General features: G+C 38.4%; 11 protein-coding genes. 6 read left to right on the forward strand and 5 right to left on the reverse strand.

The features are described from left to right. Position 1: 1 nt before the first annotated feature. The 4 genes from glgB to glnS all read right to left on the reverse strand — a co-directional run bounded on the left by glgB (position 2) and on the right by glnS (position 6,550). Complete coding sequence (gene glgB, locus A8M50_RS05060) at positions 2 to 2,191, reverse strand: 1,4-alpha-glucan branching protein GlgB (RefSeq protein WP_005645489.1); 2,190 nt, start codon at positions 2,189 to 2,191, stop codon at positions 2 to 4. Between the two features lie 9 nt (positions 2,192 to 2,200). Next, complete coding sequence (malQ, locus tag A8M50_RS05065; protein WP_005645308.1) at positions 2,201 to 4,291, reverse strand: 4-alpha-glucanotransferase; 2,091 nt, start codon at positions 4,289 to 4,291, stop codon at positions 2,201 to 2,203. Between the two features lie 70 nt (positions 4,292 to 4,361). Next, positions 4,362 to 4,814 carry a YcgN family cysteine cluster protein gene (locus tag A8M50_RS05070; protein ID WP_005645384.1) on the reverse strand — a complete coding sequence of 151 codons (453 nt, stop codon included), beginning with the start codon at positions 4,812 to 4,814 and terminating at the stop codon, positions 4,362 to 4,364. Positions 4,815 to 4,879: 65 nt separating this feature from the next. Beyond that, on the reverse strand, positions 4,880 to 6,550 hold the full coding sequence (gene glnS, locus A8M50_RS05075; RefSeq protein WP_005645415.1) for a glutamine--tRNA ligase: 1,671 nt from the start codon (positions 6,548 to 6,550) through the stop codon (positions 4,880 to 4,882). 304 nt (positions 6,551 to 6,854) lie between these two features. Between glnS and tdeA the strand changes: the two genes are divergently transcribed. Together tdeA and A8M50_RS05085 are read left to right on the forward strand one after the other, a co-directional pair. Then, positions 6,855 to 8,222, forward strand: coding sequence for a toxin/drug exporter TdeA (gene tdeA, locus A8M50_RS05080; protein ID WP_005645406.1), 1,368 nt, complete (start codon positions 6,855 to 6,857; stop codon positions 8,220 to 8,222). A 90-nt stretch (positions 8,223 to 8,312) separates the two neighbouring features. After that, the gene (locus A8M50_RS05085) at positions 8,313 to 8,942 is read left to right on the forward strand and encodes a histidine phosphatase family protein (protein WP_005645386.1); all 630 of its coding nucleotides are present in this window, start codon (positions 8,313 to 8,315) and stop codon (positions 8,940 to 8,942) included. 169 nt (positions 8,943 to 9,111) lie between these two features. Here A8M50_RS05085 and pepT read toward each other — a convergent pair whose 3' ends face one another. After that, positions 9,112 to 10,350 carry a peptidase T gene (gene pepT, locus A8M50_RS05090; protein WP_005645339.1) on the reverse strand — a complete coding sequence of 413 codons (1,239 nt, stop codon included), beginning with the start codon at positions 10,348 to 10,350 and terminating at the stop codon, positions 9,112 to 9,114. A 296-nt stretch (positions 10,351 to 10,646) separates the two neighbouring features. On the opposite strand from pepT, the gene potA reads away from it, so the two are divergent. The 4 genes from potA to A8M50_RS05110 all read left to right on the forward strand — a co-directional run bounded on the left by potA (position 10,647) and on the right by A8M50_RS05110 (position 14,590). Then, positions 10,647 to 11,765, forward strand: coding sequence for a spermidine/putrescine ABC transporter ATP-binding protein PotA (gene potA / locus A8M50_RS05095; RefSeq protein WP_005645368.1), 1,119 nt, complete (start codon positions 10,647 to 10,649; stop codon positions 11,763 to 11,765). After that, entirely contained in the window at positions 11,749 to 12,609 is an 861-nt protein-coding gene (gene potB / locus A8M50_RS05100; protein ID WP_005638601.1) for a spermidine/putrescine ABC transporter permease PotB, read from the forward strand. Before potA ends, potB begins: the two co-directional genes overlap by 17 nt. Further along, on the forward strand, positions 12,609 to 13,379 hold the full coding sequence (gene potC, locus A8M50_RS05105; protein ID WP_005628794.1) for a spermidine/putrescine ABC transporter permease PotC: 771 nt from the start codon (positions 12,609 to 12,611) through the stop codon (positions 13,377 to 13,379). Before potB ends, potC begins: the two co-directional genes overlap by 1 nt. 128 nt (positions 13,380 to 13,507) lie before the next feature. Continuing rightward, positions 13,508 to 14,590 carry an extracellular solute-binding protein gene (locus A8M50_RS05110; protein WP_005645307.1) on the forward strand — a complete coding sequence of 361 codons (1,083 nt, stop codon included), beginning with the start codon at positions 13,508 to 13,510 and terminating at the stop codon, positions 14,588 to 14,590. The last annotated feature ends 52 nt before the right edge of the window (positions 14,591 to 14,642 follow it).

Below are 14,642 nucleotides of genomic sequence, written 5' to 3' on the forward strand. Positions count from 1 at the left end.
CTTACAAATTGTATTTCAAATAAACTGTCGCCAATGGTGGAATAGAAATCGAAATAGAATTTTCTCGTCCATGGCTTTCAATTTCTTCAGTTGTTACATAGCCAAAATTGCCTACGTTGGAGCCCTGATAATACATAGAATCAGTATTCAGAATTTCTTCATAAGTGCCCGCAACATTTACCCCAATACGATAATTATGGCGAGGCACAGGGGTGAAGTTACTGATGACAATAATGCGCTCACCATTTGAGCTGCGACGCTCAAAAGCAAATACAGAATTTGCTGCATCATCAACGACAAGCCAATCAAAGCCTTCAGGTGAATAATCCAGTTCAAAGAGCGGTGAGTTTTCTCGGTAAATGTGATTCAAGTCTTTTACTAATTTCAATACGCCTTTATGCCAGCCACCACCGACATTTTCATCCAGCAAGAACCAGTCCAAACTTTCTTCGTAATTCCACTCACGACCTTGAGCAAATTCATTGCCCATAAAGAGCAATTTTTTACCTGGGTGCCCCCACATGTAACCGTAGTAAGCGCGTAAGTTCGCAAATTTTTGCCATGCGTCTCCCGGCATTTTATCGAGGAGCGAATATTTGCCATGCACCACCTCATCATGTGAAAGCGGTAGCACAAAATTTTCGCTGTATTGATACATCATCCCAAAAGTCATTTTATTGTGATGATATTGGCGGTAAATTGGGTCAAGCTGCATATAGGCGAGCGTATCGTTCATCCAGCCCATATTCCATTTGAAATTGAAACCTAATCCGCCGTTTTCGCTTGGGTGGGTTACGCCAGCAAAAGAGGTAGATTCTTCCGCAATAGAAATAGCACCCGCCATTTCGCTGTGAATTTTCCAGTTGGTATGTTTTAAAAATTCAATAGCTTCTAAGTTTTCACGTCCACCATATTGATTTGGAATCCACTCACCTTCCGCACGGCTGTAATCTCGGTAAATCATAGAAGCCACTGCATCCACGCGAATACCATCTACACCAAAGCGTTCAAGCCAATACAGGGCATTACTGGATAAGAAATTTTTGACCTCATTACGCCCATAGTTATAAATCAAGGTATTCCAATCTTGATGATAACCTTCGCGAGGATCTTCATGCTCATACAAGGCTGTGCCATCAAATGCAACTAAACCATGCGTATCACTTGGGAAATGACCTGGCACCCAATCTAAAATCACGTTGATGCCTGCTTCGTGAGCACGTTTTACTAAACGGCGGAATGCCTCAGGTGAACCAAAGCGACTGGTTGGAGAATAAAGTCCAAGTGGTTGATAGCCCCAAGAACCATCAAACGGAAATTCAGAAAGCGGCAAAAATTCAATGTGAGTAAAACCCATCTCTTTTACATAAGGAATGAGTTCATCAGCAATTTGATCGTAATCTAGCCAAAAATTATTTTCTAAATTACGACGCCAAGATCCTAAATGCACTTCATAAATGGAAATCGGTTGATTGGCTTGATTTGCTTGACGACGTTGTTCCGTCATTTCCACCACATTTGGTAATGCACTCACTTGCGATGCAGTATCAGGGCGAAGTTGCGAACCAAAGGCAAATGGATCGGCTTTCAAACGAAGATTGCCATGGCAATCAATTAATTCAAACTTATAGAGCTGTCCTAAACTGGCTTTTGGTAAAAAGAGCTCCCAAACACCACTTTTTAGATGAAAACGCATAGGATGACGGCGACCATCCCAATAGTTGAAATCACCCACAATAGAAACTCGTCTTGCATTAGGTGCCCACAAGCGGAAATTCACCCCGCTCACACTATCACATTCCATAAAATGCGCCCCAAGCACTTCATACGGGCGAAGCATAGAACCTTCAGAAAGTAGCCATTGTTCTAAATCATCAATCATGGGATGAAAACGATAAGGATCTTCGACTATTTGCGATTCATTTCCCCAAAAAACCTGTAATTGATAAGCAAAAAAATGACGACAATTTGGAATTACACCAACAAAAAAGCCACGCTCATCGACACAACCTAGTTCCGTTATTTCTTTACCACTTTCACGCTCAATTACCACCACTCGATTGGCATCTGGCAACAACGTACGAATTTCAATTCCTCGCTCAGTTTCGTGCATACCAAGCGTAGCAAAAGGATCGCCATTGCTCGCATTAAAAAAACCATCAATAATTGCTTGTGTTACTGCGGTTGTCATATTTACTCCTTATACATTTCGCCCTTGGTTAATTTGCACAAAGAACGTTTTTAAAGCCTCATTGCCAAAAATAAACGCTAACGGTTGAGCAAGTTTCTTGCACCAGTTTGGGTATTCATTTGAGGTGCTCGGCAAATTAAAACTGATTTCTTGGCTAAGTAAATTTTCTAATTGCACACCAATCAATCGGCTGTTACTTTCCGCTAAATAATGATGGATCATTCGGTTTAAATAATCGTGCATCGCCATAGAAAGCGCATCGCCTTCATAATGCGGCGGTAAATAATTATCACGATGTAAACTATTTAATAAGGCTTGTTTATCCATGACACGTTGATCGTATTTTTGCTTGAGCACTTCCCCATTCAGAATACCAAGTTGATTAAATAATTCTAAATCACGGCAATGCCAAAAACTTTGTAATGAGGGAACATCATGTGTACCAATAGTGGCATAAGCATTTCGAGGATAATCAGATATACGAGGATATTCGCCATTTCGTTGGGCGAAATACAATACAAAATAAGAGAAAATTTGAAACTCGTTTAATTTCCACCGCACTTCATCAGGCACAGTGCCGAGATCTTCACCGATAATCAAACATTCATTGCGTACACTTTCAATGGCAAGAATCGCCATTAATTCATCAAAAGGATAATGCACATAAGCACCATCAGCCGCGGTTTTTCCTTCTGGAATCCACCACAAACGGAATAAGCCCATAACATGATCGATGCGTAGCACACCGAAATATTGCATATTGGCTCGTAGCATATCGATAAATGGCGCAAAGCCACGTGCTTTTAGCACGGTTGGATTATAAGGTGGCAAATTCCAATTTTGCCCGACTGGGCCTAACGGATCGGGTGGCGCGCCAATAGAGGCATTTATACAATATAAATCAGGATCGATCCATACATCAGCACTGCCACGAGAACTATTCACCGCTAAATCGCCATAAATACCCAACTTCATACCAGACTGTTTACAAAGATTTTGTAATGCGGAAAGTTGTTCTTCCGTAAGCCATTGCAACCAAGCAAAAAATTGGATTTGCTCATGGTATTTTTTCAATAGAGCTTTTCTTTTTGCCGCACTTAAATGTTGCCATTCCTTACGCCAGCCAAGCCAACCGATGGTGTTTTCTTCTGCTTGATGATCGGCGTGTTCTTGTAAATCCAAGACATTAAATAAGCCCTGTAACAACAAAGGTTCGCCTTTGTTTTTTAAATAATCAGAAAAGATTTTTCGACGCATCACAATTTCAACGGATTGACTACGTTGAAAGAAATCAAACAGGGACTCAAGTGCGGTTAATTTTAAAGCCAATATTGAAGAATAATCGACGCAATCACTTTCACGTAAAGCAGCAATTTTTGCTTGAATATCCTCACGCTTAAACCAATTTTGCACTGAACGGCAACGCTTAAATTCTGGTAACTCTAGAATAGATAAATATAAAAAATTCAACCAACGGCGAGAGGATGAACTATAAGGACTGGCCCAGTTTGGCACAGCAGGATACGGCAAATGTAATGGATTAATTCCTACATAATCTGCGCCTAATTTTGAACTTTGTTCAATCAAAGTGGCCAAATCGCCAAAATCGCCAATTCCCCAGTTTTGTTCTGAGCGTAAACTGTAAAGTTGCACATTCACGCCCCACACTTTTTTATTTTTTAATACGGGTGGTTGAAAAGCTGTTTTAGGAGAAATAAGTAAACGAACGCGGTACTGTTCAGTATCAGAAAAAATAGATAATTGATAATAGCCAAAAGGAAGTGGAGGCAAGGAAAGTGCGGATAAATTTGAAAGTGTTTTTTCTAGCAGAATTGCATTAGATTCATTAATTAGCTGATAACGATATTCATCGGCAGCGGGCAAATCTAGACGATTGAGTCGATAATCAATCGGTTCATTTTCAAATGCTGCCAGTACATCGTAAAACTGTCCTTGCGCTTTTGGTGGAGGCTGCAAAAGCTCAACAAAAGTTGAAACCGTCTTTTCATCTGCGAAAATAAGATGTCCATCAATATCATAATGAGAAAGCGCTATACCGCATTTTTCTGCTTTTTGTTTGAGAGAATCCGAGATTTGCATAGACACCACATGACAACTGTATAACTCTTGTTAGGGATTATAACTAAGCTGAAAGTGATGACAACCGGCTTTATTTAAAAGTGTGATCTTCGTCAATAATAAATTCAAACCAATCAATTACATCGCATTCATGTACACCATTTTTGATTAAAACATCAGCATTTTTCAAGGAGTCAGCATGGCCAGAAATAAGTGGATGCCATTCAGGGAGTGTTTTTCCTTCATAAAGCAAACGATAAGCGCAAGTGTCAGGCAACCAATGAAAATCAGGTAAATTCTTTTTGGTGAGTTTGGTGCAGTCGGTTTCAATTTTAAAACGCTCTGAATAATTACCGCACTTTCCAGTTTCCACATCTAAAAGGTTACAAGCAATTCGAGTGTAATAAAGTTTTTGGCGTTTTCCTCGCCCTTGAATATATTTGCGATAACAGCATTTGCCGCAGCCATCGCATAAGGCTTCCCATTCAGATTCGGTCATTTCAAGCAGGGATTTTGTTTGCCAAAAATTAAGTTCAAGTTGCATAGTTGATACAAATAAAAAGTGCGGTCAAAATCGCATTTATTTTGACCGCACTTGGTTGATTAAAATTAGAAGCCTTCTTTTAAGCTTACGGTTAAGTTAAACACCAAATGTTCAGGACGGCTATCTTTACTATCCGCACAGAAATAACCCTCACGTTCAAATTGATAACCTTTCTCTGCTTCTGCAGCAGCCAAGCTTTGTTCAACAAAACCATGTTTTACCACGAGAGAATGTGGATTTAACACGCTTTCAATATCATCTTCAGCACCTGGATTTGGCACGGTAAATAAGCGATCATACAAACGGAATTCAGCCGGATGATTATGTGCAGCAGAAACCCAGTGAATTACCCCTTTTACTTTGCGACCATCTGCTGGATTTTTACCTAACGTTTCTGGATCGTAAGTACAGAAGATCGTGGTGATTTCACCATTTGCATCTTTTTCGACACGTTCAGCTTTAATCACGTAAGCGTTACGTAAACGTACTTCTTTACCTAATACTAAACGTTTATATTGTTTATTTGCTTCTTCACGGAAGTCTGCGCGATCAATATAAAGCTCTTTCGTAAACGGCAATTGACGCTCCCCTAATTCAGGGCGATTTGGATGATTTGGTGCCGTTAAGGTTTCTTCACCTTCAAAGTTTTCAATCACGACACGAACAGGATCAATCACCGCCATTGCACGTGGTGCGTTTTCGTTTAAATCATCACGAATACAGGCTTCAAGTGCAGAATATTCCACCACGTTATCTTGTTTAGTCACACCGATACGACGGCAGAACTCACGTAATGAAGCTGGAGTATAACCGCGACGACGTAAACCTGAAATCGTTGGCATACGCGGATCATTCCAACCATCCACAATGCCGTCATTCACTAATTTCAATAATTTACGCTTAGACGTTAACGTGCCTTCTAAATTCAAACGAGAGAATTCATATTGATGCGGTAATGGACGCTCAATACTGATATTTTCCAACACCCAATCATATAAACGACGGTTATCTTGAAATTCTAATGTACAGATCGAGTGTGTAATACGCTCAATTGCATCAGAAATACAGTGGGTGAAATCGTACATTGGGTAAATGCACCATTTGTCACCTGTTTGGTGATGGCTAGCGAATTTAATACGATAAATTACTGGATCACGCATGACCATAAATGGCGATGCCATATCAATTTTAGCACGTAAACTTGCTTTACCCTCTGCAAACTCACCGTTCTTCATTTTTTCAAATAAAACTAAGTTTTCCTCAATAGTGCGGTCACGATATGGGCTGTTTTTACCAGGCTCGGTTAACGTACCACGATATTCACGCATTTCTTCTGGAGAAAGCTCATCCACATAAGCCAAGCCTTTTTTAATCAATTCAATCGCATAGCCATAAAGCGCATCAAAATAATCAGATGCATAACGCGGTTCGCCTTCCCATTTAAAACCTAACCATTCCACGTCAGCTTTGATGGAATCTACATATTCCACGTCTTCTTTTACAGGATTGGTGTCATCAAAACGTAGGTTACATAAACCGTTATATTCTTTTGCCAAACCGAAGTTTAAGCAAATAGATTTTGCGTGACCAATATGCAAATAACCGTTCGGCTCAGGCGGAAAACGGGTATGAACGCTTTTATGTTTACCCGAAGCTAAATCTTCATCAATAATTTGGGTAATAAAATTGTGAGTGCGAGTATTTTCTGCACTTTCTAGAATTTCTGTATTGCTCATAACTTTCTCATAAATAGAAAAAATAATTTTGCCATTCTATACGAAAAGCAAGGCTTTGTGAATTTGATCACTAAACTAACCGCACTTTCTATTAATAGCTTATGACTTTTTCAGCATTTTTTGTTTAACAGTAAGATTTTTCGTGCAAAAAATAGAATAAATCATTACAATTCCGCCCTTTCATGAACAATCGTTCAGTGGTTTGTTTTATAATTGGGTTCGCAAGGGAATAATTTTGTAAAACACAAAAGTGCGGTTAAAATCATCCGCACTTTCCACTCATTTTCGTAAGAAGGAAAACTCAATGTTTAAAATGAAAAATATCACGCTTGCTTTGTTGATGTCTGGTGCATTAGTGGGATGTGCCAATATTGGCGATTCTTATCAAGCTAGCCTTGAAGATTACAAGCAACATGAAGAAATTACCAAGCAATATAATGTAAAAGAAAATTGGTGGTCATTATATAACGATGCGCAATTAAATCGTGTCGTAGAACAAGCGTTAATAAACAACAAAGATTTAGCTAAAGCAGCTGTGGCAGTAAACCGTGCGCTTTACAGTGCAAATTTAGTGGGTGCAAATTTAGTGCCTGCATTTAATGGTTCAACTTCATCTGCGGCACAACGTCGAGTTGATACAAGTGCAAACTCTACCATTTCACACAAAGGTTCTTTAAATGTGAGCTATACATTGGATCTTTGGCAACGTTTAGCCAATGCCGCTGATGCTGCGGAATGGTCGCACAAAGCAACCGCAGAAGACATGGAATCTGCTCGTTTATCATTAATCAATTCTGTGGTCACGACTTATTATCAAATTGCTTATTTAAATGATGCAATTAGCACAACCAACGAAACGATCAAATATTACACTGATATTGGTAATATTATGCAAACGCGTTTAGCACAGGGTGTGGCTGATGCGGTCAGTGTTGATCAAGCACAACAAGCAGTATTAACAGCACGTAATAACAAATTAAATTTTGAAACCCAACGCAAAACGGCAGAACAAACCTTACGCAATTTGCTGAACTTAAAACCAAATGATGCGTTAAATATCACGTTCCCTCATATTATGAATGTGAAAACAGCTGGGGTGAACTTAAATGTACCAGTCTCTGTGATTGCAAATCGTCCTGATGTAAAAGCAGCGCAATTCCGTTTAAGTAGCGCATTCAAAAATGCCAAAGCAACTCAAAAAAGTTGGTTCCCTGAAGTTAATTTAGGCGGAAGCCTATCTTCAACAGCAAGTACTGTTGGCACGGCGTTACACAATCCTGTGGCTGCTGGCACAGTCGGAATTAGCTTGCCATTCTTAAATTGGAACACCGTAAAATGGAACGTTAAAATTTCTGAAGCTGACTATGAAACCGCGCGTTTAAATTACGAACAACGTATTACTACCGCTCTCAATAACGTGGATACCAACTACTTTGCCTTTACCCAAGCGCAAAGCACATTAAGTAATTTACAGCAAACCCATAGTTACAATCAACGTATCACGCAATATTATCGAAATCGCTATAATGCGGGCGTGTCCGAATTGCGCGAATGGTTAGTTGCAGCCAATACTGAAAAATCATCACAACTTGCAATTTTGAATGCAAAATATCAAGTGTTGCAAAGTGAAAATGCGGTATATAGCTCAATGGCGGGATATTACTCTCGTTAATAAAAACAAACATAGGGCGTTTTTAAACGCCCTTTTTAATATTACATTCCTCACTTAAGGTATAAACCTTACCAATAAATATTCCTAAAAATGAAAAAACAACTTACTTTTTATTTTATTCGTCACGGTCGCACTGTTTGGAACGAACAAGGATTAATGCAAGGCAGTGGAGATTCTCCATTAACAGAAGAAGGCATTCAAAGTGCGGTCAAAACTGGACAAGCTTTACAAAATGTCAATTTTATTGCGGCCTATTCTAGCTGTTTAAAACGCACCATTGACACGGCCAATTATATTATTGGCGATCGTGACATTCCCTTATTCCAACATCGTGGATTAAATGAACATTATTTTGGTAGTTGGGAAGGAACAAATGTAGAACTGATCCGACCTTTGCCTGAATTCCAGCAAATGATTAATGATCCTGCTAACTATAAAGCTGAATCGAATGGTGGAGAAACCTATGAACAACTAGCCAAACGAGCTATCGCAGCTGTACAAGATATTATTAAGATTCATCAAGAAGGGAATATTTTAGTGGTATCGCATGGGCATACCTTGCGTCTATTGATTGCTTTACTCAATGGTGCAACTTGGCAAGATCACCGAGATAAAGACAAATCAGTATCTTTATTAAATACAGCTATTAGCATCATGCATTATGACAGTGAAAAAGGCTTTAGCCTTGAAAAACTAAATGACACAACGCATTTACAATAGATAAAAAAAAGCCCCTAAATCATTAGGAGCATCAAAAAGGAATTTATGAATAAAATCTCTAAAGTTTAGCTTTATCAAAGGAATCTCGATAAAACAAGGTCATTATATTGACTAATCTAAAGAATAGCAAGAGAAATCTTTACATTTCTTTACAAATCTTTATGTTTCTTTACAGACCTTTACATTTCAACATTTCGATAATTACTTGGACAGTATTTTCCATGCCTTGTAAAGAAACCAACTCGTGTTTACTATGGAAATTGTAGCCACCAGTAAAAATATTCGGGCATGCTAAACCTTTAGAGGCTAAAAATGCCCCATCTGTACCGCCTCTAATCGGCTTATGACTTGGTTTAACCCCTACCGCTTTCATTGCGCGATCAGCAAGTTCAATTGATTGAGGAACATTTTTTACCACATCATACATATTTTGGTAGCTATCTTGAATTTCTAACTCAATAGGCTTTTTCAAACCTTTTTTAGCATTAAATTTTTCCACCTGACTTTTAATAAAAGCTTTTCTTTGTGCGAAATTCTGCTCATCAAAATCACGAATCAAATAAGTGAGCTCCACTTGCTCAATATCGCCAGAAAAATCTTCTAAATGATAAAAGCCCGCTTTCCCATCCGTTTTTTCTGGTACTTCATCAACAGGGAAAATTTGCTGAAATTCACAAGCTAAAGTCAGTGCATTCACCATTTTTCCTTTTGCGTAACCAGGATGAATACTCCGGCCGAAAAACCGCACTTTTGCCGTTGCCGCATTAAAGTTTTCGTATTCTAATTCCCCTACTTCTCCCCCATCAATGGTATATGCCCAATCACAGGAAAACTTTTCCATTGGGAAATAATGGATTCCCAAGCCAATTTCTTCATCAGGCGTAAAAGCAACACGAATATTGCAATGAGGAATATTCTCTTTTTGAAGAATGGAAAGTGCGGTCATAATTTCTGCAATTCCTGCTTTATTATCCGCCCCAAGCAAAGTGGTTCCGTCGGCAACAATCAGAGTCTGCCCGACCAATTTTTGCATAAAAGAATAATAAACAGGACTAATAAACTCCTCGCCAATACCTAATGCAATATCTCCGCCACGATATTGCTCTATCACTTCAGGGCGTACATTTTTACCACTACATTGCGGCGATGTATCAAGATGCGCAATTAAACCAATGGTTTTCGTTAAGTTAGGATCATTAGCGGGTAAGAATGCTGTCACAACCGCGTATTTACTTACTTCAACATTCTCCAAACCAAGCTGGATGAGCTCTTTTTGCAGCTGCATAGCTAACTTCATTTGCCCGACTGAGCTAGGGGAATGCTTAGCATTAGGTTTTGATTGGGTGTCAAAAGACACATAATGTAAAAATCGTTCTAAAAGTTCTGTTTTATCTATTTGAGAAATCATATTCTCGCTCCTTTTAAAAATATCTTTTTTAGTTTAACGAGAAAAATAGAAAACATCTTGATATATAACAATATTTATAAAATTAATGAAGTAAAATTCATTGAAAGTGCGGTTAAATTTCTCGTTATTTTTATGGACGGCAGTTTTTTTACTTTCTAAGGCATTAAGTCCTTTTAATTATTAACAATTCACTATATCATAGGCGTCTATTTTTATATGTCGCCCCTGCAGTCTTGCAGGTTTTATTTCTACTCAGTACCAAATCATTGGTGAAATTAGGGAGAAAACCAAAGCTAGTGGAAAATCAGCTTCAAAACAAGCCTATTATTGAGCTTCGTTCAATCAAAAAATCCTATGGTTCTAACACCATTATTAACGATTTCAATCTCACAATTAATAACGGTGAATTTGTCACTATTCTTGGCCCTTCAGGCTGTGGTAAGACCACAGTTTTACGCTTACTTGCAGGCTTAGAAGAATTGGATTCAGGTAGCATTATTTTAGATGGTGAAGATATCACCAATGTGCCAGCGGAAAAGCGTCATATTAATACAGTATTCCAAAGCTATGCGCTATTTCCACATATGACAATTTTTGAGAACGTAGCTTTTGGTTTGCGTATGCAAAAAGTACCAAACGACGAAATTAAACCGCGTGTTTTAGAAGCCTTACGTATGGTACAGCTAGAAGAGATGGCAGATCGTAAGCCAACTCAACTTTCTGGCGGACAACAACAACGTATTGCCATCGCTCGCGCCGTAGTAAATAAACCAAAAGTGTTGTTACTTGATGAGTCTTTATCTGCATTGGATTACAAATTGCGTAAACAAATGCAAAATGAACTCAAAATGTTACAACGTCAGCTTGGCATTACCTTTATTTTCGTCACCCACGATCAAGAAGAAGCAATTACAATGTCTGACCGTATCGTGTTATTACGTAAAGGTAAAATCGCACAAGATGGTTCTCCACGTGAAATCTATGAAGATCCAGCAAACTTATTCGTTGCTCGTTTCATTGGCGAAATTAACGTATTTGAAGCTACTGTGATTGAACGTAAATCAGAACAAGTTGTACTTGCAAATGTGGAAGGTCGAGTTTGTGATATTTACACAGACATGCCTGTTGAGAAAGATCAAAAACTTCAAGTACTACTTCGTCCTGAAGATATTGTGATTGAAGAATTAGATGAAAATGAACATTCTAAAGCAATTATCGGCCACATTGTTGACCGCACTTACAAAGGAATGACATTAGAATCAACGGTAGAATTTGATCATAATGGTATGCGTGTTCTCGTAAGTGAATTCTTTAACGAAGACGATCCACATATGGATCATAGCGTAGGTCAACGCGTAGGCATCACATGGCATGAAGGCTGGGAGGTTGTTCTCAACGATGAAGATAATCAATAATAAATTCCAGAAAATTACTGTTGCGATTATCTTCAGTTGGCTCATCTTCTTTGTGTTGATTCCAAACTTATTGGTATTCGCCGTAAGTTTTCTGACTAGAGACGGTAGCGACTTTTACGCTTTCCCAATCACCATTGAAAACTACACAAACTTGTTTAATCCGCTTTATGCACAAGTTGTGTGGAATTCATTGTATATGTCGGGCATAGCTACCATTATTTGCTTATTAGTTGGCTATCCATTTGCTTTCATGATGAGCAAAATTAATCCTAAATATAGACCGCTCTTATTGTTCCTTGTGGTTTTACCATTCTGGACAAACTCGTTGATCCGTATTTATGGAATGAAAGTGTTTCTCGGTGTGAAAGGTGTGCTTAATACCATGTTGATGGACATGGGAATATTGAGTGAACCAATTCGCATTTTGAATACAGAAATTGCGGTAATCATTGGATTAGTTTATTTACTATTGCCATTTATGATTTTGCCACTCTACTCTGCGATTGAAAAATTAGACGGTCGCTTATTAGAGGCTGCAAGAGATTTAGGCGCAAATGCATTCCAACGTTTCTTCCGTGTCATTTTACCATTAACCATGCCAGGCATCATCGCAGGGTGTTTATTAGTATTATTACCGGCAATGGGTATGTTCTACGTTGCAGACTTACTTGGTGGAGCAAAAGTATTGCTTGTTGGTAACGTAATTAAAAGCGAATTCTTAATTTCTCGTAACTGGCCATTTGGTTCTGCAATCAGTATTGGTTTAACTGTTCTAATGGCATTATTGATTTTCGTGTACTACCGCGCGAATAAGCTATTGAATAAGAAAGTGGAGTTAGAATAATGAGTCGTTTACTACGTAATGCATTTATGTTTGTGGTATACGCTTATTTGTATATCCCAATTATTATTTTGGTCACCAATTCCTTTAACGAAGATCGTTATGGTTTAAGCTGGAAAGGCTTTAGCTGGAACTGGTACGAGCGTTTATTTAATAACGACACCTTAATACAAGCTGCAATTCATTCGGTGACTATTGCATTTTTTGCAGCTACCCTAGCTACTATTGTAGGTGGATTAACTGCAATCGCACTTTACCGCTATCGATTCCGCGGTAAACAAGCGGTAAGCGGCATGTTATTTATCGTTATGATGTCACCAGATATTGTAATGGCAGTATCTTTACTTGCATTATTTATGGTTGTCGGTATTTCATTAGGTTTCTGGTCTTTATTACTGGCTCATGTGACCTTCTGTTTACCGTATGTGACCGTAACTATCTTCTCTCGCTTAAATGGCTTTGATTCCAGAATGTTAGAAGCAGCGAAAGACTTAGGTGCAAGCGAAGTGACTATTTTACGTAAAATTATCCTTCCTTTAGCATTACCTGCAGTTGTATCTGGTTGGTTATTAAGTTTCACTATTTCATTAGATGATGTTGTGGTTTCATCATTTGTCAGTGGTGTAAGTTATGAAATCTTACCATTGAGAATATTCTCTTTAGTGAAAACGGGTGTAACACCTGAAGTTAATGCTTTAGCAACGATTATGATCGTTCTTTCACTGGCTCTTGTCGTTTTAAGCCAGCTTATTACACGAAAAAATAACCATTAATAAACAAAAGGTTTCACAAACCTTTGAATTTAAAATAGAATACGCCTTGACGCACAATCAAGGCGTTTTTTTATGCCTGTCATTCGGCAGGTGGTTTTTTTACGACTCTTTACGGAGAACAAACAAAAATGAAAAAATTCGCAGGTTTAATTACTGCAGGCTTAGTAGCTGCAACTTTAACTGCTTGTAATGATAAAGATAGCAAAGCTGAAGCTGCAAAATCTCCGGCTACTGCCAATGACACCGTGTACCTCTACACATGGACTGAATACGTACCAGATGGTCTTTTAGATGAGTTTACTAAAGAAACTGGCATCAAAGTTATCGTTTCAAGCCTAGAATCAAACGAAACAATGTATGCAAAACTCAAAACTCAAGGTGCTGCTGGTGGCTATGATGTGATTGCACCATCTAATTACTTTGTTTCTAAGATGGCTAGAGAAGGCATGTTAATGGAACTCGATCACAGCAAATTGCCTGTTCTTAAAGAATTAGACCCTGATTGGCTCAATAAACCTTATGATAAAGGTAATAAATACTCTCTTCCGCAACTACTAGGTGCACCAGGTATTGCATTCAACACCAACACTTATAAAGGCGCTCAATTCACTTCTTGGGCTGACTTGTGGAAACCAGAATTTGCAAACAAAGTTCAGTTATTAGACGATGCGCGCGAAGTATTCAACATCGCTTTATTGAAAATTGGTCAAGATCCAAATACTCAAGATCCAGCCATTATCAAACAAGCCTATGAAGAATTATTAAAACTACGTCCAAACGTACTTTCTTTCAATTCCGATAACCCAGCTAACTCTTTCATCTCAGGTGAAGTTGAAGTAGGTCAATTATGGAATGGTTCTGTACGTATTGCTAAAAAGGAAAAAGCACCTTTAGACATGGTATTCCCGAAAGAAGGCCCTGTACTTTGGGTTGATACTCTAGCAATTCCTAAAACTGCTAAAAACCCAGATGGTGCACATAAACTTATTAACTATATGTTAGGCGCTAAAGCGGCAGAAAAATTAACCTTAGCAATTGGCTATCCAACAGCTAACTTAGAAGCGAAAAAAGCATTACCAAAAGAAATCACTGAAGATCCAGCGATTTATCCACCAGCTGATGTATTAAAAAATAGCCACTGGCAAGATGACGTTGGCGATGCAATTCAATTCTATGAACAATATTATCAAGAATTAAAAGCAGCTAAATAATCTAAAATCCCAAAGTGCAGATAAATTTCCCCGCACTTTTCTATTCGAGATA

This window comes from Haemophilus haemolyticus (assembly GCF_001679045.1).
GTDB classification, from domain to species: Bacteria; Pseudomonadota; Gammaproteobacteria; order Enterobacterales; family Pasteurellaceae; genus Haemophilus; species Haemophilus haemolyticus.

What these genes read in the sequence shown, in the direction of transcription:
- potB (WP_005638601.1), top strand. Translation starts at nt 11,749, where the DNA reads ATGAAGATAATCAATAATAAATTCCAGAAAATTACTGTTGCGATTATC.
- glgB (WP_005645489.1), bottom strand. Translation starts at nt 2,191, where the DNA reads ATGACAACCGCAGTAACACAAGCAATTATTGATGGTTTTTTTAATGCG.
- A8M50_RS05085 (WP_005645386.1), top strand. Translation starts at nt 8,313, where the DNA reads ATGAAAAAACAACTTACTTTTTATTTTATTCGTCACGGTCGCACTGTT.
- A8M50_RS05070 (WP_005645384.1), bottom strand. Translation starts at nt 4,814, where the DNA reads ATGCAACTTGAACTTAATTTTTGGCAAACAAAATCCCTGCTTGAAATG.
- A8M50_RS05110 (WP_005645307.1), top strand. Translation starts at nt 13,508, where the DNA reads ATGAAAAAATTCGCAGGTTTAATTACTGCAGGCTTAGTAGCTGCAACT.
- tdeA (WP_005645406.1), top strand. Translation starts at nt 6,855, where the DNA reads ATGTTTAAAATGAAAAATATCACGCTTGCTTTGTTGATGTCTGGTGCA.
- malQ (WP_005645308.1), bottom strand. Translation starts at nt 4,291, where the DNA reads ATGCAAATCTCGGATTCTCTCAAACAAAAAGCAGAAAAATGCGGTATA.
- glnS (WP_005645415.1), bottom strand. Translation starts at nt 6,550, where the DNA reads ATGAGCAATACAGAAATTCTAGAAAGTGCAGAAAATACTCGCACTCAC.
- pepT (WP_005645339.1), bottom strand. Translation starts at nt 10,350, where the DNA reads ATGATTTCTCAAATAGATAAAACAGAACTTTTAGAACGATTTTTACAT.
- potC (WP_005628794.1), top strand. Translation starts at nt 12,609, where the DNA reads ATGAGTCGTTTACTACGTAATGCATTTATGTTTGTGGTATACGCTTAT.